Raw genomic sequence first — 22,165 nt, 5'->3', positions numbered from 1 at the left:
GTCATCGTCGATCGCTTCCCGCAGCCAGCCGGCCGAGAATTCGCCGGCAAGCTTCTCGCCGAGGTCGAGTTCGGCACCGGCCCGTACGCCAAGCCGTGTCGAGGATCGTTCGAAACCATTGGGGTCGACGCGCAAATCATAGACGCGGCGGCCGATTTCGACCTCGGTGAAAGGCGTGATGGCGGGAGAAATCTCATAGCCGGTACGCAAGGTGGCGGTATAGAGCGTCGAGTCGCGGGCTTTCTGCGACACCGTTCCGCCCGTCGAAAGCTTGGCGTCGCCATAGATGTCGCGTTCGACCGCGCCGGTCAGTGCAAAGCGCATCTTGCCGGCATCCTTCTCGACCGCGAGACTGCCGTCAATGGTCTGGCGCACTGGCTGCTCGATGGTGCCTTCGACAACGACCGGCGACGAAGCCGATTCCGGCGCCGCCTCGTAACCGAGCTTGGCGATGGCGCGCAGATCGTTGTCGAGGTCGACATTGAACGTGCCGTCGACTCGGCCCCGCAACTCCTGAATCTCGTCGCCCGATATGGTCTTGAGAAAAGTGCCGTAGCCGTCGATGACAGCCGAATTCTCTCGCCAGTCGGAGACGGCATTGAAGCGCAGCGTCGTTTCCGACAGCAGTGCCGGCTTGCCGTCGGCGCTTGAATCGGCATTCGACGAGGCCGTCAGGCCTTGTTCGAGCGTCGGCCTGATCACGAACGAGCCGAGTTTGATGCCGGTGGCGGCGAACGGGTCGTCCTCGACCTTCCTGTCCCGACCTTCGATGGCTTCGGCGCGCTCGGCGCCCGGATCGAGCTCCTGCCTGTCGGCGGAATCAATTGTCACGGCCCGGCGGTTGGTGGCGTCCTGGTCTGTCCCGGCGGTGTCCGTGTCGTCCGTCGTGGCTGCAGTCGCGGCGGTGGCTTCTGCCTCGGCGGCCTCTGCCTCGTCTTGATCGGCCGCCCGTTGCGTTGCGCTCGATGGTCGGCGTGGCGGGACGGGAGCGGGCGTTTCCGCAAACGGATCGTCGGTGGCTTCCGGCGGATCGAAAATGCTGCCGGTCGCGGGCGCCGTGTCATCGTCCTGTACGGCGCCCGGGCTGGCCGGCTGATAGGTGGGCGCCGGCGCATCGCTTTGGGTGGTTGCGCCGGCCTGTGCCGTCTGATCCTGGGCGCCGGCCAGAATCGCCGATTCCGAAACCTCGCCGCGCAGCTCGGTTACCTGGGCATAGGGCTGCGCTGGTCGCAGCAAGGCGAAGACGCTGGTCGCCAGCAGCAAGGCGCAGACCGCCTTGCCGTTTCGTCTTCTTTTCATTTCAGGCTGGGCCCCGGACATCGCCACCACTGCTTGCGCGGCGCGCGCGCGCCATACTTACCGAACCGTAAACGGGGATGGTTAACGGAGGGTTGAGGCGGCGGTTCATCAGCCCGCACTGAATGGCAATTCCGTTGGACAGGCGCATGGCAAAGCGCTAATCGCATCAGCCATGCATGCGGGATCCCCAGACAAGAAGCGGCTCGACGGGCAAGCTTCGATAGCCTCGGCGCTCAGAACGGTGGCAACCGAGCAGGCCGGTGTCGCGGCGCTGGCGGCTGCGCTCGAAAACGGATTGGCCGAACCGTTCGCGCGCGCCGTCGACATGGTGTCGCAGATCGAAGGCCGCGTCATCGTCACCGGCGTCGGCAAGAGCGGTCATATCGGCTCGAAGCTGGCCGCGACACTCGCCTCGACCGGCACACCGGCGTTCTTCGTCCACCCTGCCGAAGCCAATCACGGCGACCTCGGCATGATCGCCAGGGACGATGCCATCATCGCCATGTCGTGGTCGGGCGAGAGCCTGGAGCTCAAGGGCATCATCGCCTATTCCAGGCGCTTCTCGATCCCGCTGATCGCGGTCACCGCCGGAGAGAGATCGGCGCTGGCGCGCGAGGCCGATGTTGTGCTTCTGCTGCCGCGCGCGTCGGAGGCCTGTCCGCATGGCCTGGCGCCGACGACATCGACGCTGCTGCAACTGGTGATCGGCGATGCGCTGGCCATTGCGCTGCTCGAAGCGCGCGGCTTCACGCCGGATCATTTCCGCACCTTCCATCCCGGCGGGCAACTTGGCGCCAATCTGACGCAGATCCGCGACATCATGCATGTCGGCGACAGGCTGCCGCTGGTGCCTTCCGGCACCGGAATGCGCGAAGCGATCCTCGAATTGTCGCGCAAGGGGTTTGGCTGCGTGGCGATAACCGCCGAGGACGGTGCGCTGATCGGCATCATCACCGACGGCGACATCAGGCGCCACATCGGCAGCAATCTTTTGGCGATGAGCGTCGATCAGGTCATGACCAAGGAGCCGAAGACGGCCGGGCCGGACACGCTGGTGGCGACGGCGCTGCAGACGATCAACAATTCGGCCATCACCAGCCTGATGGTGGTCGAGGGCAAACGGCCGGTCGGACTTGTCCATCTGCACGACCTGCTGCGCATCGGCGCGGCCTGACAGACATCAGAGTCTGCTTGAAAGTCACTCCGCGGAGATGGGTGGGATCAGCCTTGAACCGCCTCGACCGTCAGCTCCAGATCGGTATCGGCCGCGCCCGTCACGCGCACCTGCGTGCCGGCCGGCAGATCGGGGCCGGAGACGCGCCATAGCGTGTCGCCAAGCTTTATGCGCCCGCGCCCGTCCTTGATCGGCTCGGCAAGCGTCGCCATCCTGCCGATCATTTGTGCGCCGCGGCGGTTGAGCAGTGGCTGGTCGGTCGGGTCATGGCGCCCACCCACCAGTCTCTTGCCGACATAGGTTGAAACCAGCGACATCGCGAGGAAAGCGAGGACCTGGACCTGCCAGGTCCAGAAACCCGCGTCCCAGATGAGCAGGGAGACTGCACCGATCAGCAGCGCGGCGATGCCGATCCATAGCATGAAGATGCCCGGCGCGATGACCTCCATTACGAGGAGGACGAAACCGAGAACCATCCAATTCCAGGGGCCGAGTTCGGAAATGATGCGGTTGAACATGGGATCGGCCTCAGGTCTGGCTGGGGCGAACCACGGGCGGGCGTGAAGCTTGCCGCGCGCCGCCGGCAGTGCCTTCGCTCCCGAAGATTTCCTTGGCGATTGCGCCGATGCCGCCGAGCGTGCCGATCAGTGATGACGCTTCGATCGGCATCAGCACGACCTTGCTGTTTGTGGCAGAGCCGATCTTGGTCAGCGCTTCGGTGTATTTCAGCGCGACGAAATAGTTGAGCGCCTGCACGTCGCCCTTGGAGATCGCTTCCGACACCACCTGTGTGGCGCGGGCCTCGGCCTCGGCGGAGCGTTCGCGCGCCTCGGCGTCGCGGAAGGCGGCTTCCTTGCGGCCCTCGGCTTCCAGGATCTGCGACTGCTTGAGGCCTTCGGCGTCGAGGATCTGCGCGCGCTTGTTGCGTTCGGCCATCATCTGGCGACCCATCGATTCAACAAGGTTGGCCGGCGGATTGATGTCCTTGATCTCGACGCGGGTGATCTTGATGCCCCAGGGATGTGCCGCCTCGTCGACGACGCGCAGCAAGCGTTCATTGATGGCATCGCGGTTTGACAAAAGCTCGTCGAGGTCCATCGAGCCCATCACGGTACGGATGTTGGTCATCGTCAAATTGAGGATGGCGTTCTGCAGCCCGGCGACCTGGTAGGCGGCCTGTGCGGCGTTGAGCACCTGGTAGAACGCGACGCCGTCGACGGCGACGGTGGCGTTGTCGCGGGTGATGATCTCCTGGGTCGGGACGTCGAGCACCTGCTCCATCATGTTCAACTTGGCGCCGATGCGGTCGACGAACGGCACGATGAGGTTGAGGCCGGGACTCAATGTCTTGGTATAGCGGCCGAAGCGTTCGACGGTATAATTGTAGCCTTGCGGGATTGTCCGAATGCCTTTGAAAAGCACGAGCACGACAAGAGCGACAAGAACAAGAAGCGCGATATCGAAACCACTGAAATCCATTTGGCTCTCCCTCAGATGCCGAGCACATTAGAGCGACGCGCGTTCACCGGACGCACAAAGTACGCTCTAATTTTTATACCTGCACATCATGCTTCCCAAAAATCGATTCCGATTTTCGTGCCGATGCGATAGTCGTTTCCATACAACCGACTTCACCAAACACTTAAGTGTGTTTCAGAAATGTTACAATCAGGTGATCGCGGATTGCCGGTGTATAGACAGCCGCGCTAGCTGCGCGATTAAACCCGCTTCAGATCCAGCCTGACAGTTCGCGCCGCACCATCGCCTCGATCACCGCCATGCCCTCGGCACTGTCGTTGAGGCAAGGGATGTGCGCGAACTTCTCGCCGCCGGCGTGATGGAAAGTCTCGGCCGCCTCCCTGGCGATCTCGTCCAGCGTCTCGATGCAATCGACAGAAAAGCCCGGATTGACGATGGCGATCGATCTCACGCCTTCTTCGGCTAATTTCTCGACCGTCTTGTCGGTGTAGGGCTGCAGCCATTCCTGCGCACCGAAGCGTGACTGGAAGGTGGTAATCAGCCTCTTCTCATCCCAGCCGAGCTTTTCGCGCAGCAGCCGGGTCGTCTCCAGGCAATGGGCCTGATAGGGATCGCCCTTATCGGAATAGGGTTTCGGAATGCCGTGATAGGAGGCGATGACCACCTCAGGCTCGAAATCGAGGGTCGTCAGATGGCGCTCGATCGAACGGGCAAGCGCCTCGATATAGACCGGCTCGGCATAGTAAGGCGGCACGCTGCGGATCGCCGGTGCGCGGCGCATCTTCATCAGCGCGCGAAACAGCTGGTCGTTGGCGGTCGCGGTCGTGGTCGCGGAATATTGCGGATAGAGCGGAAAAGAAAGAATGCGGTCGCAGCCTTGCGCGACCAGCCCTTTGGCGACGCTCTCGGTCGAAGGATTGCCGTAACGCATCGCCCAATCGACGACGACATCGGGCAGGTCGCGCAGCGCCTCGGTCAGCTTTTCGCTCTGGGCGCGGGTGTAGGTGCGCAGCGGCGACTCGTTGCGCTGCCGGTTCCAGATCCTGGCATAGTTGGCGCCCGACTTCTTCGGCCGCGTGGTGAGAACCAGCCCATAGAGGATCGGGTACCAGATCGCCTTGTTGAGCTCGATGACGCGCGGATCGGACAGGAATTCCCTGAGATAGCGCCACATCGGCTTGAATTCGGTGCCGTCGGGCGTGCCGAGATTGACCAGTATGACACCGATCCTGCCCGCTCCGACCGGCGGCAGCGGGCCGAGGGCCTTCGCAGCCTTGGGATCGACAGGGTTGGAAAGCGTCATAAAGGGATCTCCGGACACCGCGCGAAACTAGCGATGCCACGCCGGTTTTCAATGCAGCGTCTGGCCGCACCTTATCTTAACCTCAGGCGGAAAGCAGAAAACCCGCCCGGTTACCCGGACGGGTTTTCCGACAATGACGGAAGAACTTAGTTTGCGGCCGGCATAGTCAAGGTTGCGCCGACGGGAAGGCGGCGCGGTTCGTAGTTCTTGTTGGCGTCGGAGATCGTTTTCCACTTGGCGCCATCGCCATAGGCCTTCTCCGCCAGGTCCCAATAGGTATCGCCGGCAACGATCACACGGCTGCTTTCGGCCGGTGCGGCCTCGGCTGGCTTGGCCGGTTCCGCTGCAGGAGCCGGTGCCGCAGGCGCTGCCTCGGCTGGTTTTGCGGGCTCGGCAGGTGCCGGCGTTGGCGGGGCGGGTTCCGCCGGGACCCCCGGTGGCGTCGTGGCGATGTCGCTTGAACCCGCCGGGGGTTCGGGCATCGCCGGCTCCGCAGTTGCGGCTGGAGCCGTTTCTGACGGTTTTGCGGGCTCGGCCGGTGCGGGCGCAGCCTCGGCCGGCTTGGCCGGTTCCGCAGCGGCGGCCACCGCTGCCTCGGTGATGCGGCCATCGAGCTTCGGCGTATAGGGCCGATGCGCGCTGAGATAATCGGCGACCACCTGTTCGAGGCCCGGACCGTAATCATAGGCGTTCTTGGCCTTGTCGGCGAACACCTTGTAGCCGTCGCCGCCCTGGCGCACATAGTTGTTGGTGGCGACCAGGTAATCCTTGTCTGGATTGATCGGGGTCCACGCGCCGCCTTCCATGACCTCGACCGACTTGACGCGCCCGGCATTCGGGGCGGCCGATTTGTCGAATGAATACTTCAGGCCGGCAACCTGCGGGAAGCGTCCGGCACCGTCCTCGATCTGGCTGAGACCGTTCTCGAGCCCGGCAACCAGATCCTTGCCGGAAATCTGGAAGGTCGCCAATGTGTTCTGGAATGGCAGCACGTTCAGCACTTCGCCCATGGTGACGGTGCCCTGATCGATCGAGGCGCGCAGACCGCCGCCATTCGAGATGACGATCTCGACGCCCTGGTCCTTGACGCGGTCGAGGACGGCGTCCGAGACGAGATTGCCCATCTCGCACTCGCGGGTGCGGCAATTCTCACGGCTGCCGTCGATCGCCTTGGTGGTTTCGGCGACCTCCTGGTTCTTCAACGCCTCGATCGGCGCGCCGAGTTCTTTAATGCGGGCAAGCACGGCGGGATCAGGCGCGATCGACTTGTCGAGGTAGATCGGATCACCACTGGCTTGCTTGACGATGCCGTTGTCGTCGAACACGACCTTGAATTCGCCGAGATATTTCGAATAGGACGCCGCCTGGACGACCGGCACTTGGTAGCCGTCCGGATTGTCGACCATCGTCGGGTAGGGGCCTTCAGCCTTGGGGTCGGTGTTGGACAGCAGCGAGTGACTGTGGCCGCCGACCACCACGTCGACACCCGGGATCTTGGCGATGACGTCGCGCTCGCGCTTGTAACCGATATGGCTGACCGCGATGATCTTGGTGTCGCCTTCTCCCTTCAGTTTTTCGACCTCTGATGTGATCGACTTGACGTCGTCTTCGATCTTGACGTTAGGGCCTGGCGAAGCGAGCTCCGGCGTGTCGTTGGTGACCGCGCCGACGATGCCGATCTTCTGGCCGCCGACCTCGATGACGACCGACGGTTTCACACGGTCACCGAGTTTGGATTGCGCGTTGGCCTTCACATTGGCGCCGAGCACCGGAAACTGGATCATGTCGAGGAACGGCGCAAGCGCTGCCTCGCCGTCGTCGAACTCGTGATTGCCGACCCCCATGGCGTCGAATTTCATCTGGTTGAGGAATTCGCCTTCGGTCTTGCCCTTGTAGGTTATGTAGAAGAGCGATCCCTGGAAATTATCGCCGGCGCTGAGCAGCAGCACGTTCTGGCCTTCCAGCTTCTTGCGCTCTTGGGCGATCGCCGTGATCAGCCGCGCCGCGCCGCCGATGCACTCGCCCTTGGTCTCCTCTTCGGCCGAGCAGGTCGATTCATATTTGTTGTTGCTTTCGATGCGGCTGTGCCAGTCGTTGATGTGCAGGATGTTCAGTGTGTAGTCGGCAAAGGACACGCCGGCCGACAGACCAAGCGCGGAGGCCGAAAGGGCGGCAATGGCGGCGATCTTCTTCATTTTCGTCTCCCCGATGACCTGTTTAACGCCCTTGCTTGACTGCAACATAACAGCCAGCTTTTTGCCATGTTCACATCGCGTTTCGGCCGATGCAAGCAGAATCGGGGTCAGCTTTGCCGGCGCAAAAAAGACGGCGGCCTGAGGCCGCCGTCCTTTGCAAAAGCAGTTCAGTGTGGGCTCAGGTGCGCCGCGTCAGCACAAAATTCTGCCCGCTCGCGCTGGTGCAATTGAGCTGCGAGGTGGAGATCAACAAGCAGTTGAAGCTGATCGGCGTCTGGCGGATCAGCGAAGTGCCATGGATCTCGACCGAGGTGCCGCCGGTCATGGTGTAGCTGCCGTCGGCAAGTTTCTGGCCGGTGTCGGTCGCGACGGTGTTGAAGCTGCCGCTGGCGAAGGTCGAAAGGCCCGTGCCTTGCGCATCAATCCACGAGCCTTCGACCGGGCTCCGCGCGGCCAATGGCGGCCCGCCCGGGCCGGCGGTGGTGCACGCCGCCAAGGCGGCAGCGGCCGCGACAATGCCGGCCGAAAGCAGTTTGGGCGCAATCGTCATCATCAAAATCCTCTCCTCTCGTATCGGCCCGACAATCGATCCGATTTTCGGAAAGCACGATGCGTACATTCAAAGCGCCAGAGCGTACTTTGTGCGTCCAAGTGGACGCACGTCGCTCTAGGCCGCCCTCCTTCAATCGCCCGATTTCCAGGCGATTGCAAGGCTGTGAGAGATTGCTACCGAACGAGGATGCTGCACTATCGAACGAGGATGTTGCGGAATTGCCATGGGTCGTTTTTGTCGAGGTCTTCCGGGAACAGACCAGGGCGGTTATCGAGCGGCGTCCAGTCGGTGTAGTAGCCCTTGATCGGCCCGAGATAGGGGGACTGCACTTCCAGGCAGCGCTTGTAGTCCATTTCGTCGGCCTCGACGATGCCGGCCTCGGGATTTTCCAGCGCCCAGACCATGCCCGCCAGCACCGCAGACGTGACCTGCATGCCCGTGGCGTTCTGATAAGGCGCCAGCTTGCGCGCTTCCGCCAGCGACAGTTGCGAGCCGTACCAATAGGCGTTCTTATCGTGGCCGTAGAGTAGCACGCCGAGCTCGTCGACACCGTCGACCAGTTCATTTTCGTCGAGCACGTGATGCACGGCTTGCGCCTTGCCGGCGGCGCCGAACATCTCGTGCAGCGACAGCACGGCGTCGTTGCAGGGGTGGTAGGCGTAGTGGCAGGTCGGGCGATATTGAACCTTGCCCTTCTTACCGCGCAGGGTGAAGAAGTCGGCGATCGAAATCGACTCGTTGTGCGTCACCAGGAAGCCGTATTGCGGTCCAGGCGTCGGGCACCAACTGCGCACGCGTGTGTTGGCGCCCGGCTGCTCCAGAAAGATCGCGGCCTTCGAGCCGTGCTTGTGCTTCTTGGCGTTCTTCGGCATCCACGTCTCATGCGTGCCCCAGCCGAGCTCTGCCGGTTGCAACCCTTCCGAGATGAAACCTTCGACCGACCAGGTGTTCCAGAACACATCCATCGGCTTCGGCTTCTTGGTGCGCTGGGTGTCGCGCTCGGCGATGTGGATGCCCTTGACGCCGGCCTTCTTCATCAGCCTCGCCCAGCCTTCGCGATCATGCTGGGCGGGCTCCGAGAACTCGAGGCCAAGATCGGTGGCGAGGTTGACCAGCGCCTGCTTGACGAACCACGAGACCATGCCGGGATTGGCGCCGCAGGTGGAGATTGCGGTCGCACCGCCGGGGTGCGCGTGCTTTTCTTCGATCATGGATTCACGCAGCGCGTAATTGCTGCGGCTGGCATTGTCGGCCTTGGCGTCGAAATAGAAGCCGAGCCATGGCTCGACGACGGTATCGATGTAAAGCACACCCAGCTTGCGACAGAGCCGCATCAAATCCACTGAGCCGGTGTCGACCGACAGGTTGACGCAAAAGCCCTGGCCGCCATCTTTGGTCAGCAGCGGCGTCAGCAGCTTCTTGTAGTTTTTCCTTGTCACCGCATCCTGCATGAATGTGATGCCGCGCTCGTCGAGCAGCTTGCGGTCGGTATCGCGTGGGTCGATGACCGTCATGCGCGACTTGTCGAACTTGAAATGGCGCTCGATCAGCGGCAGCGTTCCCCGTCCGATCGAGCCGAAGCCGATCATCACGACAGGGCCGGTGATCTCGCCGTAAACGGGCCAGTTTTCATTCGCCATTTATCGATTACTCCCTCAGATAGGCTGAAAAGCCGGGCAAACAGACGCAAAGCGAAGCATTTTTTTGCCCGACCGCCACGCGCTACAACCACAGATCATTGTCATAAACCAGTGAAAAGCGCCAACCGCGGCTACGCTGCGTTGGCGACGTGGTTAAGGCCGAAACCGTGGATGGGCGAAGCTCAAGATCGGCTTTTCTCGCTTCCGCAGCAACCGACGTCCGTTAGGCCGCAATGGCGGGGAGGCTATCCGGGCAACCGTGATGAGGTCGAACGGATGTTCGCGGAGTCCGGAGCTCCATCTTCGCACGCCGGACTGCATTAGGGTGGCATTTCGCCCGCTCCTGCAAACGCCCCGCCCACGGGAAGCTCAATCCCTTGGCGCTTGTCCTTCGATCAAAGTCTTGCGCCGAGCAAGCTGGTTGGCCAGGAAGTCGAGAACCGTACGAATCCGGGTCACTCGCCTGAGGTCCGGGTGGGTGAGCAGCCACAAGGCCGCCTCCATGTCCGCCAGAGGTCCACGCACCCGCCTAAGGTCGGGATCCTGATCTGCCAGGTAGCAAGGTAGCGCGGCGACCCCCATGCCAGAATGTGCGGCGGCCTGCAGGGCCAGGAGCGAATTTGCGCGGTGGACGATCCGATCCTCGGCGACGTTCTGCTTAAGCCATCTCGCCGACTGGAGATGGGCAAGGCTCTCCTCAAAACCTATCCAATCGAAGTCCGGCAGGGGTGCGTCAAGGGGGCGCCGCGCCAGATAGGCTGGCGAAGCGTATGGCGCAGTCGCCAGTTTGGCGAGTTTCCTTCCGACCAAGTTGTCGGGCGGTGCGCCAACCGGCCTGATTGCGATGTCGGCGTCTCTTTTCGACAGCGTGAAGAACGAGTTGTCGACAATGAGTTCGATCATGATCTCCGGTCGTTCCTGGGCCAATACGGTAAAGATCGGACCGAGCAGCTCGACTAAAGTGTCCGCGGTGGTCACCCTTACTGTTCCAGACGGCCGCAAATCCTGGCCAGCCAGGCGGCGCTCAAGATCGGTCAGATCGTCCAAGACGCGGGTGGCGGTAATGAGGGCGATTTCGCCGGCCAGGGTGAGCGTGTATCCATCACGAGCACGCTCGAACAGATGTGCTCCCAAACGCCCTTCCATCGCGCCCAATCGTCGAAAAGCAGTTGAGTGGTCAACGCCCAAATGGCGGGCCGCCGCACTCAGGCTGCCGGCCTCTCCGATGGCGCGTATCAGGCGCAGGTCCGACAGTTCAAAGAGTCTTTGAGTCAGCACAGCCAGACCTCCAAGTCCGGAATCCAACGGGATGCCTCATCAAGCCGATTGCCTCTGTCCGCTCGTTCTTGCGGAAACTGCAAGCTCTGCTTTCATTTTTGCCGGGTGTTTTTGCAAAACATGAAGACAAATATAGCTTGTAGCACATAACCACGGAAGGAGATCGACATGGGCGCTCCCTCGCCAGAACTCTGCAATCTGTGGCTGGCACGCGCCTTCAATGCGCACGACGTGAGTGCAGCAATAGCGATGTATCATCCTGCCGCATCAATCGTTCAGGTGGATCAGGTCCACGGTGGCACAACGATCGCGCGCGGCGCCGACGCCATTCGCGAAACCATGACCGCCTACGTCGGCATGAACCCGCATATGGATGTCGTCACACACCACACCACGATTGCCGGCGACTTCGCGATGACGCGATCGCAATGGCTGATCAAAGGCGTGGATCAAAATGGCAAGCCGATCGAAGTGCATCATCACGGTATGGAGGTGCACCGGAAGCTGCCGGATGGCACCTGGGCCTTTTTTATCGACCATCCCTTCGGCGCAGACCCTAATTGGGCGGTCGAAGCGCCACCAAAAACGGACTAGGCTTGCCGCACTTTAAGGCCTCACGCTTGGCACGGACGCGTCCCTTCGGGATCGGGCTCCATTCGCGGCATGCACAAATGCGGTAACTTCCGTTCGATCCGCCCATACGTTCAAAGCCGCTTGCACAGCACGGCAAATACAGATCATCACGCTTGGATGACCAAAAGCGAATGTCGCCAAGGATAGGCTTCAGTCTCGCCAGTGGCTGCGTAACCGCGACGTGCGCACCACGCCAGCAACGCGCGCGCCCGTTCAGCGGATTTTTGCCCTCGGCGCGGCTGTGGACGCCCGAACCACCAGTTCCACAGGCAGAACGACTTGGCGGGGTGGTTCATTGTCAAGAACCATGCGAGCGGCGAGCCTGCCTTTTCCGATCACGTCGTGCGCAATAGTCGTCAGCGGCGGCGTGGTGCGTGCGGATTCAGCAGTGCCATCGAAGCCAATGACCGATACATGGCCCGGCACCTCTATGCCGCGCCGAACCGCCTCGTCGAGTATTGTGATCGCTTGCCAGTCCGACATGGTCAGGATTGCGGTGGCTTCCGGCACATTGTCGAATACCACTGCTCCAACAGACGGATCGCCCGGCGTCGTCTCGATGATCGGGACATCGTCGATCGACAAATTCGCCTCCGCCAAACCCTGCTTGAAACCGTCGAGCCTTTCGTCGTCGAGTGAGAAGCCGGCCAGAAGCGGGCGCTTTGCCTGTCCGGGCATGTGGACGATCGGAGGGCCCGGAGTCCTCCGTATGGATAAGATGCCAAAATGCCGGTGCCCCAGCTCAGTCAGATGCCGGACGGCAGCAACCGCGCCACTTCTGCCGTCGATCTTTATCGAATTGATGTCGGGACCTGCATCGCTTTCGAGAATGACGAAGGGCAGGCGCCGTCGTTGTGCCGATGTTATGAGACCGATATCCGCGCTGTGACCAAGGATGAAGCCGTCAACGAGGGCCTCGCGGATGCTGGCGAAGCGCGTGTTGTCGGTGCCGTTCACAAGGCTTAGCGTCGTTCCGGCCTCGTCGCAGGCAAGCGAAGCGCCCAGCACCAGCTCGCGGCCATAGGGGCTTCTCATCACCTCGGCGATGGCGTAGGCGCCAGGCGGCATGAAGCCGATGGCATTGAACTTGCCGTCCCGCAGCAAACGTCCTTTCGGGTCGGGGCCGCCAAACCCGAGCGCCCGCGCGGCCGCTTCGACGCGCTCGCGCAATTCAGGCCTGACCAGCTCCGGCCGGTTGAAGACGTTGGAAACAGTCCCCCGGGAAACTCCGGCAGCCTTGCCGACATCGGCTAGGGTTGGCATTGGCGGTTCACTCGTTTCCTTTCAGTTAGACCATAATTTGGAGCGCTCCAAGAATTTTGTTGACTCGAGAGTGGAAAAGGCAGATCGTTGTTCTTGGAGCGCTCCAAATTGGTATATATGGCATTTTTTTGCAACTGAAGCACCGGTAGATTGCAAATAGCCCTTGGTCACAAAGGCCAAGCCAGTGGAGGGAGTCATGGCAGAAACCAATATTTTTCCAGCCTCGCTTATCGGTAAGACTTTCGACTGCGTTTTCGGCGCGTTCGTGCCTCGGCTGACGTTTTTCTCGCCTGAGGAATTGCATGTGCAGGCGTCGATCGGAGCTGCCGAAATTGACGAGGTGGTCAAGATCGACATGACCAGCGTACGCCCGAACCTCGTGCTCATGAGCTGGACGGAACGGAGCGGCAACTTCATTGTGCAGCTGCAGGATCACGAGAATGGGATCGTCCACAATTATGCACGTCTGGCCGATGGGCAGCTTTTCTGTGCCCAAGGCGCCATTCAATCCGTTCCGGCATGACGCTACCCGCGCCGCTGCCCGGCAAGGTGGACGTCGGCCTGCGGCCCGACGTACCGTCGGTTCCCGTTGAGGGCAGTCCGGACGCCAAACTGCTGAAGTGCCGTCATCGATTTCGCCAATGAAGGAGGAAAGTGCGATGGAACTTGCCTACGACAGTCATCTGCTTGCCCGCATTCTTCTAAGCGTTGCGACGGTGGGCTACGGTGTGGTGACAATCAAAGCCGACTTGAACGCAACACACGCCACTAATCCGCTGTGGACTCCGCACGCCCGGTTTCACGTCGTCTGGCAAGTGCTGAGCTACACCGGGGTCGCGCTGATTGCGCTGGGACTTATCTGGATTGCAGGGCCACTCGAAGCCGAGCGGCTCTATCTCGCCGGCGGATTGGGCGCCGTCATGTATGGAGCGTTCTTCGTGGCCATGCTCTCACGACCGATCTATGGCGGCGTGCTCTATGACGAGAACGGCTACCTGCCATTCCGACCGCCGTTCGGACCAGCAGGCTGGCAGTGGGATGTCAATGTCACGGTCTTTACCGCGATGTCGGCGATCCTGCTGCTAGGCCTGGCCGCAATTTAGGACAGCGCCAGCGCCTTGAGCCGAGCGACCAGCCGGTGACGCTCGTCGGTCATGCCCTTCTAGTCGAGTTGGGCAAGGGTCGAGCGCCAGCAGTTGCGCGGCGAAAGATGCGGCGAGCATTGCCGGCGCCGAGAAAACCGGTGAGCAAGAAGACGGGCATCTCATCCATGCGCGCAAGACTCGCATAGACCCGAGAGCTCCACCGTGGCCGACTTGGTTCGGAAGCCCTGCCGTCGGGCAATCCGGCGCAGCACCCGCTCCAATGCCGGATCGTGAACTTCACTTGCTCGCCCGCAATTCGCGCAGATAGCAAAGGCGGCGCGCCCGTGGGTGCATTCGCCATGGACGCAAAGCGCGAACGCGCTCAGGCTCTCGATCCGGTGGATCAGGCCCTCCTCGATGAGCCGATCCAGGGCGCGATAGATCTGTAGCGGTGAGCGGAGTCCTTCCTGGCGAAGGAGCCCAAGCAATTCGTAGGCCCTCATCGGTCTGTCGGAGCGCGTCAGCGCGTCGAGAACCAACTGCTGATTACGTCCAGGCATCCGTTGTTCCTTCGTGTTCCACGCAGTTTCGAGCACAATGGCGACCAATTGTTATAGTATAACGTTTTCGGTTGACGAACGTGATAACATAACACAACGGATCGTCAAGAGCGGGATCGAATGGTGGCTGTGTGACCTTTCAAGACCTGACGCTGAGCTACAACGGTCCCCCGCCATGCATCACCTCGACGGGATCGTCCGGCCTGCCATGTGCGTCCGTCATGTCTCCCACAGAACCGCTTGAACAGAAGGAGTTGATCGAATGTCCAGGACGCTGAAGCTTGCCGCCTTGGTGGGCGTCATAACATCGTTGCCAATCACCCTGTCGGTGGCTGCGGCCGAGAACCTCAAAGTTGTCGCGAGTTTCTCGATCATCGCCGATTTCGCCAGGAATGTCGGCGGCGACCGTGTCGACATCATCGCGCTGGTCGGTCCGAATGGTGACGCCCATGTCTACGAGCCGAAGCCGGCGGACGCGGCCGCCGTTGGTTCGGCCGACGTGGTGCTGGTCAACGGCCTCCAGTTCGAGGGCTTCCTCCAGCGTCTCGTCGAGGCGAGCGCCACGAAGGCGCCGATCGTGGAATTGACCAAAGGCGGCGAGGTGTTGCGCAACACCGAGGAAGAGCATCACCATGATCACGATAACGCCGCCAAGGGCGAGGAAGGGCACGCTGCGGAGGCGGAAGAGGGCCATGAGGAACCGCACCACCATCACGGCGAGTCCGATCCCCATGCATGGCAATCCGTGCATAACGCTGAGGTCTATGTGAAGAACATCGCCAACGCCTTCTGTGCCGCCGATGCAGCCGGCTGTGACACCTATCGGGCCAATGCTGAATCATATGGCGAGCAGATCGAGGCGCTGGAAGAGGAGATCAAGGCTGCTGTAGCCGAAATCCCCGAGGGCAAGCGCACGATCATCACCTCCCACGACGCCTTTGGGTATTTTGAGCACGAATACGGCATAAAATTCCTCGCGCCGGAGGGCCTCTCCACCGAATCTGAAGCCTCAGCCGCCGACGTCGCGGCCCTCATCAAACAGATCAGGCAAGACAAGGCTTCGGCAATCTTCGTGGAAAACGTCACCAATCCCCGCCTGATCGAGCAGATCGCTAGCGAGACAGGCCTGAAAGTCGGCGGTGAACTCTACTCCGACGCCCTGTCGGGCGAGAACGGCCCGGCCGCGACCTATATCGAGATGATGCGGCACAACATCACGACGATCAAAGGCGCGATCCTCGCAAGCTGATCGCCACGATGGAAAGGCGGAGCAATCCGCCTTTTCGTTGACCACAATCGGTTATGTAATAACATCAAGGAGAATATCGTGAGCACAAATTGGGCGTCAGCCACGGCCATCGCGCTGCTTCTGTCTGTATCAACAAGTGCTGCCCATGCCGAGGAGGTAACCGCCTGGCGCCTCTTTATCTCGGACCACGCGGATCCGAAGGTGACCGTAATCGATGCGGTCAATGGCGGAAAGCTCGACACGTTCCAGATCAAAGGGCCGGCGTCGCTCCATCGCAGCGAAAGCGGCCGGACCGTGTTCGCCGTGCAGGGCTCGGCCGGCGTCGTTACCGGGATCGCGAGCGGCATTTCCTTCGAGGACCACGGCGAACACGGCGACATCGACGTCGAAGCGCCGAAGCTTGCCGGCGTCGAGATCGTAGGCGAGAAGCCGTCGCATTTCGTCGAGCATGACGGAGATTTCGCCGTTTTTTTCGACGGCGAAGGTGTCGCCCGTATCATCTCCGAGAAGGCCGTCCTGGAAGGCAAATCGGATTTCAGGGAAGTGAAGACGGACGCGCCGCAGCACGGCGTCGCAGTCGCCTATGGCTCCCATGTCCTCCTGTCGGAGCCGAACAGGGAAAAGCCGGACGAGCTCCCGGTCGGCATCAGGGTCGCTGACAAGGCTGGCGCGCAGGTCGGCGGCATCCACGCCTGCCCCGACCTTCACGGGGAGGCATCTTCCGGCAATATCCTGGCTTTCGCCTGTGCCACCGGCCTGCTTGTCGTCACCCAAGGCGACGGCACCCCGGCGATCCGCCATCTGCCCTATGCCGACAGCCTGCCGGACGGCAAAACGACAACTCTGATCGGCGGCAGAGGCCTGCAATATTTCCTCGGCAACTACGGTGCCGACAAGGTGGTGCTGATCGATCCGACACTCGAGAGCGACGCATTCCGGCTGATCGGCCTTCCAACGCGCCGCGTGCATTTCGCGGTCGATCCCGTTCGTGCGAAGTTCGCCTACGTCTTCACCGAGGACGGCCAGCTTCACCAGATCGACGTGGTGAAGGGGGAGATCGCAAACTCACTCAAGCTGACCGATCCCTATTCGATGGATGGCCACTGGAGCGACCCGAGGCCGCGTGTCGCGGTCGCCGGCGACAGGATCGTGGTCACGGATCCTTTGCAAGGTGTGCTGCATCTCGTTGACGCGACGTCGTTCGAGAAGACCGGTGATATTGCTGTCGAAGGCAAACCCTTCAACATCGTTTCCGTCGGCGGCTCCGGTCAGACCCACGAAGGCGAATAGTCGCCCCTCCCAAGCGGCTGCCGCGCGTCCGGCCCATTCTTTCTCGGGCCGGACGCATCTTCCCGACGCGCAAGGGAAACCATGATCGAGACACAGCCATCGGCGTCGTCCGGTGCCTTATCGGTTGCGTTTCAGCCCAGCCGCGCCGGAATCAATCCGCGCAGCGAATTGCCGACAAACAACGCCTTGGCCGATTTCAAGTCATCCAAGGTGTAGATTGCTTCGCGGGCACGACCTTCATCCAGCAATTCGCCACGCAACACGCCAGGCAGCAGGCCGCAATCGAGCCGCGGCGTTGCCAGCACTCCGTCGCCGAAATCGGCAAAGAGATTGGTGATCGTGCCCTCACAGATTTCGCCACGCTCGTTGGCCAGCAGCACCTCGTCGGCGCGGCTAATTAAATATTCGGCTCGCGCCCGCTGATAGGTATCCCGGCGGCTCGTCTTGTGGCGCAGCAGCGTGTCGCTCGAATCGAGCCGCACCCGCGCCAGTTGCAGTCTCCACACCTTGTCGGCTGCATGCGGCTCATAAGGCAGCGCCGAGACCGTCACCTTGCCGCTGCGCGACAGGACAAGCCGTGTGCGCAAGGCCATGTCCGGCCGGTCGACGGCGTTCCTGAGTACCTCGCCGACCTTCTGCGGATCGCAGGCAAAACCCAGTTCGGCTGCCGAGCTGTAAAGGCGTGCCAAATGGCGGTCGAAACGGAGGAAGCCCTGGCCCGGCTGCCAGCGCATGGTTTCGATCAGGTCGAAATCGGCGGTGTTCCCGTCGCGTAGCGCGCTTTCAGCAGGCACTCCTGATACTCCTCCTCGGCCGTAGAATCGAAGACGACGCCGCCACCGATATTGTAGACGGCCTCGCCACTGGAAAAGAGCGATATCGTGCGGATCGCCACCGAAAAGCGCATCGTGCCGCTGGGCGCGATCCAGCCGATGGCGCCGCAATAGACGTCGCGCGGCGTGCCTTCCAGATCGTGCAGGATTTCCATGGCACGGATTTTTGGGGCGCCGGTGATCGATCCGCATGGAAACAGCGCAGCGAAGATCTGGCGGATGGTGAGGTCGGGCAAGAGCTTGGCCCGCACGCGGCTCACCATCTGGTGGACGGTCGGGTAGCTCTCAATGCGGAAAAGCTCCGGCACCTCCAGCGTGCCGACCTCGCTGATCAGCGAGATGTCGTTGCGCAACAGATCGACGATCATCCGGTTCTCAGCCTGGTTCTTCTCGTCATTGAGCAAGAACGCCTTCAGCCGCTTGTCTTCCGCCTTGGTCGCGCCGCGCGGGGCGGTGCCCTTCATCGGATGGGTCTCGATCATGCCTTCGGCATCGATCTCGAAGAACAGTTCCGGCGAACGCGACAAAACGACCGGATCGCCGAGCGCGATCAGCGCGCCGTATTTCACCGGCTGGCGGTCCGTCAGCGCATCGAAGGCAGCCAGCGGGTCGCCCGACCACTGCGCATGAACCGGAAAGGTCAGATTGCCCTGATAGCAATCACCCTTGCGAATGTGATTGTGTAGCCGCGCAAAGCGTTTTGCGTAATCTTCTGAAGACCAGGCAGCCCTTGCGTCGAAGATCGGACCGTTGGTCGCCGGCGCGTGGCTGCGCACGACCGTCTGTTCGACAGGCGCGTCGAAGATCCCCAGGCAGACAAGCGGGGCGCGGCGTCCACCAGGCAGCAGTGGAACGAGCTTCGGCTCGAGCAGGTAGCCGGCCTCGTAGGAGAAATATCCGGCCAGCCATTTGCCGGCGTCATGCGCGGCCTGCGCAATTTCCAGCGCCGGCAGGAAATCCTCCGCCTCATGCGCCACGATGATGCCGGACGGACGGTCGAAAACGAGCTGATGCGCGCGCTCATCATTCCGGAAAATTGCAGAGGGCAGGGACATGGGGCTCGGATGCTGCGATCGATAACGCAAGCTATCGCTCTATATGGGGGCTCGATCGCGCGCAATCGAGAGAGCGGCGTCTCAAGACGCAAAGGCAGCCTTGGTGCAAAAGCAAACCGGCGGCACCTCGAGGCGCCGCCAGTCTGTGCTCGATGCCGGCAGGCAATTCAGGTGTTGCTCGCAGTCCCCGCGGTCGGGAAGCGGCGCGCAAATTCCTTCTCATCGCCGGCGGCAAGCAGTTTCGCCTGCTCGATCCAGCGCTCACGCTCGATGCGGCCGTCGAACTGGAGAACGTCTTCGATCCGCTTGATATCCGCCGCCGTCCAGGCGGCGATCTGAGCGTAGGTCCTGACCCCAAGGCCGTGCAGCTTCCGCTCGTTGACCGGGCCGATGCCGATCAAGCGACGCAGACTGTCGGGCTTGCCCGCTGGCGCTGTTGCCTTGCCTGCGGTGACTTTCTTTGCCGCCGGCGCAGCCTTGTTGGCTGTGGCGCTCGTTTTCGACGCGGCCGCTTTCGACGCACTTGCCGCTGGCGCGGCTGCCGCCTTGGCGGCCGCCGGTTTCTTGGACGCGGTCTTTGCCGGCGTCGATTTGGCCGGCGCGGTCTTTGCCGGCGCGGACGTCGACATCAATGCCGACGGTGCCGGGATTGCTGCCTTTGTCGCGCCGGTCTTGGCGCCTTGTGCCTCGGCCAACTGGCGCTCCAGGTCGGCGCGGGCGCCACGGCATACATCCAGCTCACCGGTCAGGCGGTCGGCATCGGCGCGCAGCCTGTCGCGCTCGCTGCGCGTGCGGTCCATGTCACCGCGCAGGCTGTCGAGCTCGCCACGCAGGCGTCCCCAGATGAACCAGCCAACCAACACACCTACCAAGAACGCCAGGAGCATGTAGAAAAAAGTGCCCATTGTCTCTCTCTCCAGTCCGATCCATCTGCCGTGGCCTGGAGTGGTGACCTTGGCACAAGGACCATTCGATGGTGGCTCCGCTGTTCGCGGAACAGCCGGCTTAAATCGAGCTGTCGGCGACCGGCTTTTCCTGCCATGGCCAACGGCCGCTGTCGCATTCGCCGAAGCGCCGTGACCGGCCGGAGATTTTTTCCTGGCCTGAGCCCCGCGCCCGACTGAGCTTGAGGCGGGACGCTATCATACAGATTCCGGAAAGCTAACGGAAAATTTCACGGAGAGTTATTTAAGAACATATATTTAGGGCAAGAATAGAACGGCCCGAATATGCATTGCGGCTAAACTGTTCTGTCGGCCCCGGATGTTCAGCGCTGTGTGTCAATTGTCCAAAGCTTCGAGCTCGTCGATCAGGCCGCCGATCACGCCAAGTCCGATCTGCCAGAAGGCAGGGTCGGTGGCGTCAAGGCCGAAGGGCGCAAGGAGCTCGGAATGATGCTTGGTGCCGCCGGCGCGCAGCATGGTAAAATATTTCTCCTGAAAGCCACGCTCTGCATTCTGGTAGACCGCATAGAGGGAATCCACCAGACAGTCGCCGAAAGCATAGGCGTAGACGTAGAAGGGCGAATGGATGAAGTGCGGGATGTAGGTCCAGAACACCTCATAGCCGTCGCGCAGCTTGATCGCCGGCCCGAGGCTTTCCGCCTGCACTTCCAACCAGAACTGGCCGAGCCTGTCGGATGTCAATTCGCCGTTCTTGCGTTCGGCATGCACCTTGCGCTCGAATTCGTAGAAGGCGATCTGGCGCACGACCGTGTTGATCATGTCCTCGACCTTCTGCGCGAGCATGGCCTTGCGCTCGCGCTTGTCCGTGGTCTGGTCGAGCAGCGAGCGGAAGGTCAGCATCTCGCCGAAGACGGATGCCGTCTCGGCCAGCGTCAGCGGCGTCGAAGCCATCAGCGCGCCCTGGCCTGCGGCCAGCACCTGATGCACGCCATGGCCAAGCTCATGCGCCAGCGTCATCACGTCGCGCGGCTTGCCCATGTAGTTGAGCAGAACATAGGGATGCGCCGACGGCACGGTCGGATGCGCGAAGGCGCCCGGCGACTTGCCCGGCCTGACCGGCGCGTCGATCCAGTTGCGGTCGAAGAAAACCCGGGCGATCTCCGCCATGTCAGGTGAGAAGCGCTGATAGGCGGAAAGCACCGTGTTCTTGGCCTCGTCCCAACCGATGATCGCCTGCGGGGTCTCTGGCAATGGCGCATTGCGGTCCCAGTGGTTCATCACGTCCATGCCAAGCCAACGCGCCTTCATCGCGTAGTAGCGGTGCGACAGGCGAGGATAGGCATCGCGAACGGCTGAGGCGAGCGCATCCACCACGCTGCGCTCGACGCGGTTGGCGAGATGGCGCGAATCGGCGATGTCCTCGAAGCCACGCCAGCGGTCGGAAATCTCCTTGTCCTTGGCCAGCGTGTTGGTGACCAGCGTGAACGTGCGCAAATTCTTGCGGAAGGTTGCGGCCAGCGCTTCAGAGGCCCGGCGGCGCACCTCGCCATCGGCGTGCTGGAGGCGGTTCAGCGCCGGCTCCAGGGTGAGCTCCTCGCCATCGATGTCGAAGCGCAGATCGGTCATGGTCTCGTCGAACAGGCGGTTCCAGGCGCCGCGTCCGGTAATCGACTTCTCGTGGAAAAGCTGCTCGACCCGATCCTCGAGCTGGTAGGGTTTGTCCATGCGCAGGTCGAGCACCCACGGCCGGTAGTGAGCGAAGGCGGGATCGGCAGCAAGCGCCGTCTCGATCGCGGCATCGTCGATGAGGTTCAGCTCGAGCGCGAAAAACAGGAGATGCGCGCTAGCGTCGGTCATCTTCTCCTGAATGTCGCCATAGAGCTTGGCGCGCTGCGGATCGGCGGTGTTGCCGGCATAGACCAGCCCGGCATAGGAGACGATCCGGCCGATCAGTTCCTCCAGCGCTTCATAGGCGGCAAGCGCCTCGCCCAGCCTGCCGCTGTCGCCGCGCTCCGCCTCGGCGGCGAGCGTGCCTTTCCAGCGGCTCTCGAAGCTAACGGCATCGGCGGCCGCCTTGGCGATGTCGCGCGTCAGCTCGGGGGCGTCCATGCCCGGATAGAGATCGGTGAGATTCCATTCCGGCAGATCGCCGAGCTCCGCCGCGCCCTGACCGGACGATGCCGCCGCAAGCTGCCGACCAAAAACTTTGCGCATTGCCATTTCTTCCAGAACCAAGATTCAAGGGGCCAAAATTCGAGGGGAACAGGAAGCCGGTCAAATCCTAAGGAATTCGTTCACCGGGTTTTTTGAAACCTTGTTTAGAACCCTGTGCCAAGATGATCCACAGGGCGGAGTCTCCCCTTGGGTGGGC

20 protein-coding genes are annotated in these 22,165 nt (G+C 61.9%); 6 read left to right on the top strand and 14 right to left on the bottom strand.

Annotation, left to right across the window (positions count from 1 at the left end):
* Positions 1–1,320, bottom strand: a 1,320-nt coding sequence (locus EOB36_RS27110) for an outer membrane beta-barrel protein (RefSeq protein ID WP_245467902.1), incomplete at its 3' end; no start/stop codon positions are given.
* 151 nt (positions 1,321–1,471) lie between these two features.
* Here EOB36_RS27110 and EOB36_RS27105 point away from each other — a divergent pair.
* Entirely contained in the window at positions 1,472–2,473 is a 1,002-nt protein-coding gene (locus tag EOB36_RS27105; protein ID WP_095484067.1) for a KpsF/GutQ family sugar-phosphate isomerase, read from the top strand.
* A 47-nt stretch (positions 2,474–2,520) separates the two neighbouring features.
* Here the strand turns inward: EOB36_RS27105 and EOB36_RS27100 are convergent, their stop codons facing one another.
* From EOB36_RS27100 to EOB36_RS27070, 7 genes are all read right to left on the bottom strand, one after another.
* Positions 2,521–2,991, bottom strand: a complete 471-nt coding sequence (locus tag EOB36_RS27100; protein WP_095484068.1) for an NfeD family protein — start codon at positions 2,989–2,991, stop codon at positions 2,521–2,523.
* Positions 2,992–3,001: 10 nt separating this feature from the next.
* On the bottom strand, positions 3,002–3,952 hold the full coding sequence (locus EOB36_RS27095; protein ID WP_095484069.1) for an SPFH domain-containing protein: 951 nt from the start codon (positions 3,950–3,952) through the stop codon (positions 3,002–3,004).
* A gap of 250 nt (positions 3,953–4,202) precedes the next feature.
* The gene (gene hemH, locus EOB36_RS27090) at positions 4,203–5,255 is read right to left on the bottom strand and encodes a ferrochelatase (protein ID WP_128286097.1); all 1,053 of its coding nucleotides are present in this window, start codon (positions 5,253–5,255) and stop codon (positions 4,203–4,205) included.
* 146 nt (positions 5,256–5,401) lie between these two features.
* Positions 5,402–7,450, bottom strand: coding sequence for a bifunctional UDP-sugar hydrolase/5'-nucleotidase (locus EOB36_RS27085; protein WP_128286096.1), 2,049 nt, complete (start codon positions 7,448–7,450; stop codon positions 5,402–5,404).
* 178 nt (positions 7,451–7,628) lie between these two features.
* On the bottom strand, positions 7,629–8,000 hold the full coding sequence (locus tag EOB36_RS27080; RefSeq protein ID WP_128286095.1) for a hypothetical protein: 372 nt from the start codon (positions 7,998–8,000) through the stop codon (positions 7,629–7,631).
* A gap of 197 nt (positions 8,001–8,197) precedes the next feature.
* Positions 8,198–9,643: a homospermidine synthase gene (locus tag EOB36_RS27075; protein ID WP_128286094.1), complete on the bottom strand. Its 1,446-nt coding sequence runs from the start codon at positions 9,641–9,643 to the stop codon at positions 8,198–8,200.
* A gap of 369 nt (positions 9,644–10,012) precedes the next feature.
* Entirely contained in the window at positions 10,013–10,921 is a 909-nt protein-coding gene (locus EOB36_RS27070) for a LysR family transcriptional regulator (RefSeq protein WP_206637213.1), read from the bottom strand.
* A gap of 168 nt (positions 10,922–11,089) precedes the next feature.
* Here EOB36_RS27070 and EOB36_RS27065 point away from each other — a divergent pair, with 168 nt between their 5' ends.
* Complete coding sequence (locus EOB36_RS27065) at positions 11,090–11,515, top strand: nuclear transport factor 2 family protein (RefSeq protein ID WP_128286092.1); 426 nt, start codon at positions 11,090–11,092, stop codon at positions 11,513–11,515.
* Between the two features lie 252 nt (positions 11,516–11,767).
* Here the strand turns inward: EOB36_RS27065 and EOB36_RS27060 are convergent, their stop codons facing one another.
* Complete coding sequence (locus EOB36_RS27060; RefSeq protein WP_128286091.1) at positions 11,768–12,817, bottom strand: LacI family DNA-binding transcriptional regulator; 1,050 nt, start codon at positions 12,815–12,817, stop codon at positions 11,768–11,770.
* Positions 12,818–13,013: 196 nt separating this feature from the next.
* Here EOB36_RS27060 and EOB36_RS27055 point away from each other — a divergent pair, with 196 nt between their 5' ends.
* Together EOB36_RS27055 and EOB36_RS27050 are read left to right on the top strand one after the other, a co-directional pair.
* Entirely contained in the window at positions 13,014–13,340 is a 327-nt protein-coding gene (locus EOB36_RS27055) for a hypothetical protein (protein WP_095484075.1), read from the top strand.
* A gap of 136 nt (positions 13,341–13,476) precedes the next feature.
* Positions 13,477–13,920 carry a DUF6640 family protein gene (locus EOB36_RS27050; RefSeq protein ID WP_095484235.1) on the top strand — a complete coding sequence of 148 codons (444 nt, stop codon included), beginning with the start codon at positions 13,477–13,479 and terminating at the stop codon, positions 13,918–13,920.
* A 161-nt stretch (positions 13,921–14,081) separates the two neighbouring features.
* Here EOB36_RS27050 and EOB36_RS27045 read toward each other — a convergent pair whose 3' ends face one another.
* A complete protein-coding gene (locus tag EOB36_RS27045) occupies positions 14,082–14,462 on the bottom strand; it encodes a Fur family transcriptional regulator (protein ID WP_126105131.1) in 381 nt (126 codons plus the stop codon).
* 262 nt (positions 14,463–14,724) lie between these two features.
* Between EOB36_RS27045 and aztC the strand changes: the two genes are divergently transcribed.
* Together aztC and aztD are read left to right on the top strand one after the other, a co-directional pair.
* Positions 14,725–15,711, top strand: coding sequence for a zinc ABC transporter substrate-binding protein AztC (gene aztC / locus EOB36_RS27040; RefSeq protein ID WP_126105132.1), 987 nt, complete (start codon positions 14,725–14,727; stop codon positions 15,709–15,711).
* A gap of 78 nt (positions 15,712–15,789) precedes the next feature.
* Positions 15,790–17,001, top strand: coding sequence for a zinc metallochaperone AztD (aztD, locus tag EOB36_RS27035; protein ID WP_245467901.1), 1,212 nt, complete (start codon positions 15,790–15,792; stop codon positions 16,999–17,001).
* Positions 17,002–17,132: 131 nt separating this feature from the next.
* On the opposite strand, the gene EOB36_RS27030 is transcribed toward aztD, so the two are convergent.
* From EOB36_RS27030 to EOB36_RS27015, 4 genes are all read right to left on the bottom strand, one after another.
* The gene (locus tag EOB36_RS27030) at positions 17,133–17,795 is read right to left on the bottom strand and encodes an aminotransferase class IV family protein (RefSeq protein WP_128286089.1); all 663 of its coding nucleotides are present in this window, start codon (positions 17,793–17,795) and stop codon (positions 17,133–17,135) included.
* A complete protein-coding gene (locus EOB36_RS27025; RefSeq protein WP_127294540.1) occupies positions 17,744–18,889 on the bottom strand; it encodes an aminodeoxychorismate synthase component I in 1,146 nt (381 codons plus the stop codon). The genes EOB36_RS27030 and EOB36_RS27025 overlap by 52 nt, the downstream gene beginning before the upstream one ends.
* Positions 18,890–19,056: 167 nt before the next feature.
* Positions 19,057–19,794: a proton-conducting membrane transporter gene (locus tag EOB36_RS27020; RefSeq protein ID WP_127294542.1), complete on the bottom strand. Its 738-nt coding sequence runs from the start codon at positions 19,792–19,794 to the stop codon at positions 19,057–19,059.
* Between the two features lie 375 nt (positions 19,795–20,169).
* Entirely contained in the window at positions 20,170–22,008 is a 1,839-nt protein-coding gene (locus EOB36_RS27015; RefSeq protein WP_128286088.1) for a M3 family oligoendopeptidase, read from the bottom strand.
* Between the last annotated feature and the right edge of the window lie 157 nt (positions 22,009–22,165).

The organism is Mesorhizobium sp. M6A.T.Cr.TU.017.01.1.1, assembly GCF_004023115.1.
Taxonomy (GTDB): domain Bacteria; phylum Pseudomonadota; class Alphaproteobacteria; order Rhizobiales; family Rhizobiaceae; genus Mesorhizobium; species Mesorhizobium mediterraneum.
The sequence above is the reverse complement of the archived record's forward strand: the minus strand, read 5'-3'. Positions and strand labels throughout refer to the sequence as shown.

Excerpts from the sequence above, each read along its gene's own strand:
- EOB36_RS27025 (WP_127294540.1), bottom strand. The coding sequence starts at position 18,889 with ATGTCCCTGCCCTCTGCAATTTTCCGGAATGATGAGCGCGCGCATCAG.
- EOB36_RS27020 (WP_127294542.1), bottom strand. The coding sequence starts at position 19,794 with ATGGGCACTTTTTTCTACATGCTCCTGGCGTTCTTGGTAGGTGTGTTG.
- EOB36_RS27015 (WP_128286088.1), bottom strand. The coding sequence starts at position 22,008 with ATGCGCAAAGTTTTTGGTCGGCAGCTTGCGGCGGCATCGTCCGGTCAG.
- EOB36_RS27095 (WP_095484069.1), bottom strand. The coding sequence starts at position 3,952 with ATGGATTTCAGTGGTTTCGATATCGCGCTTCTTGTTCTTGTCGCTCTT.
- aztC (WP_126105132.1), top strand. The coding sequence starts at position 14,725 with ATGTCCAGGACGCTGAAGCTTGCCGCCTTGGTGGGCGTCATAACATCG.
- EOB36_RS27055 (WP_095484075.1), top strand. The coding sequence starts at position 13,014 with ATGGCAGAAACCAATATTTTTCCAGCCTCGCTTATCGGTAAGACTTTC.
- EOB36_RS27105 (WP_095484067.1), top strand. The coding sequence starts at position 1,472 with ATGCATGCGGGATCCCCAGACAAGAAGCGGCTCGACGGGCAAGCTTCG.
- EOB36_RS27065 (WP_128286092.1), top strand. The coding sequence starts at position 11,090 with ATGGGCGCTCCCTCGCCAGAACTCTGCAATCTGTGGCTGGCACGCGCC.
- EOB36_RS27080 (WP_128286095.1), bottom strand. The coding sequence starts at position 8,000 with ATGACGATTGCGCCCAAACTGCTTTCGGCCGGCATTGTCGCGGCCGCT.
- EOB36_RS27085 (WP_128286096.1), bottom strand. The coding sequence starts at position 7,450 with ATGAAGAAGATCGCCGCCATTGCCGCCCTTTCGGCCTCCGCGCTTGGT.
- EOB36_RS27060 (WP_128286091.1), bottom strand. The coding sequence starts at position 12,817 with ATGCCAACCCTAGCCGATGTCGGCAAGGCTGCCGGAGTTTCCCGGGGG.
- EOB36_RS27045 (WP_126105131.1), bottom strand. The coding sequence starts at position 14,462 with ATGCCTGGACGTAATCAGCAGTTGGTTCTCGACGCGCTGACGCGCTCC.
- EOB36_RS27050 (WP_095484235.1), top strand. The coding sequence starts at position 13,477 with ATGGAACTTGCCTACGACAGTCATCTGCTTGCCCGCATTCTTCTAAGC.
- EOB36_RS27075 (WP_128286094.1), bottom strand. The coding sequence starts at position 9,643 with ATGGCGAATGAAAACTGGCCCGTTTACGGCGAGATCACCGGCCCTGTC.
- EOB36_RS27100 (WP_095484068.1), bottom strand. The coding sequence starts at position 2,991 with ATGTTCAACCGCATCATTTCCGAACTCGGCCCCTGGAATTGGATGGTT.
- hemH (WP_128286097.1), bottom strand. The coding sequence starts at position 5,255 with ATGACGCTTTCCAACCCTGTCGATCCCAAGGCTGCGAAGGCCCTCGGC.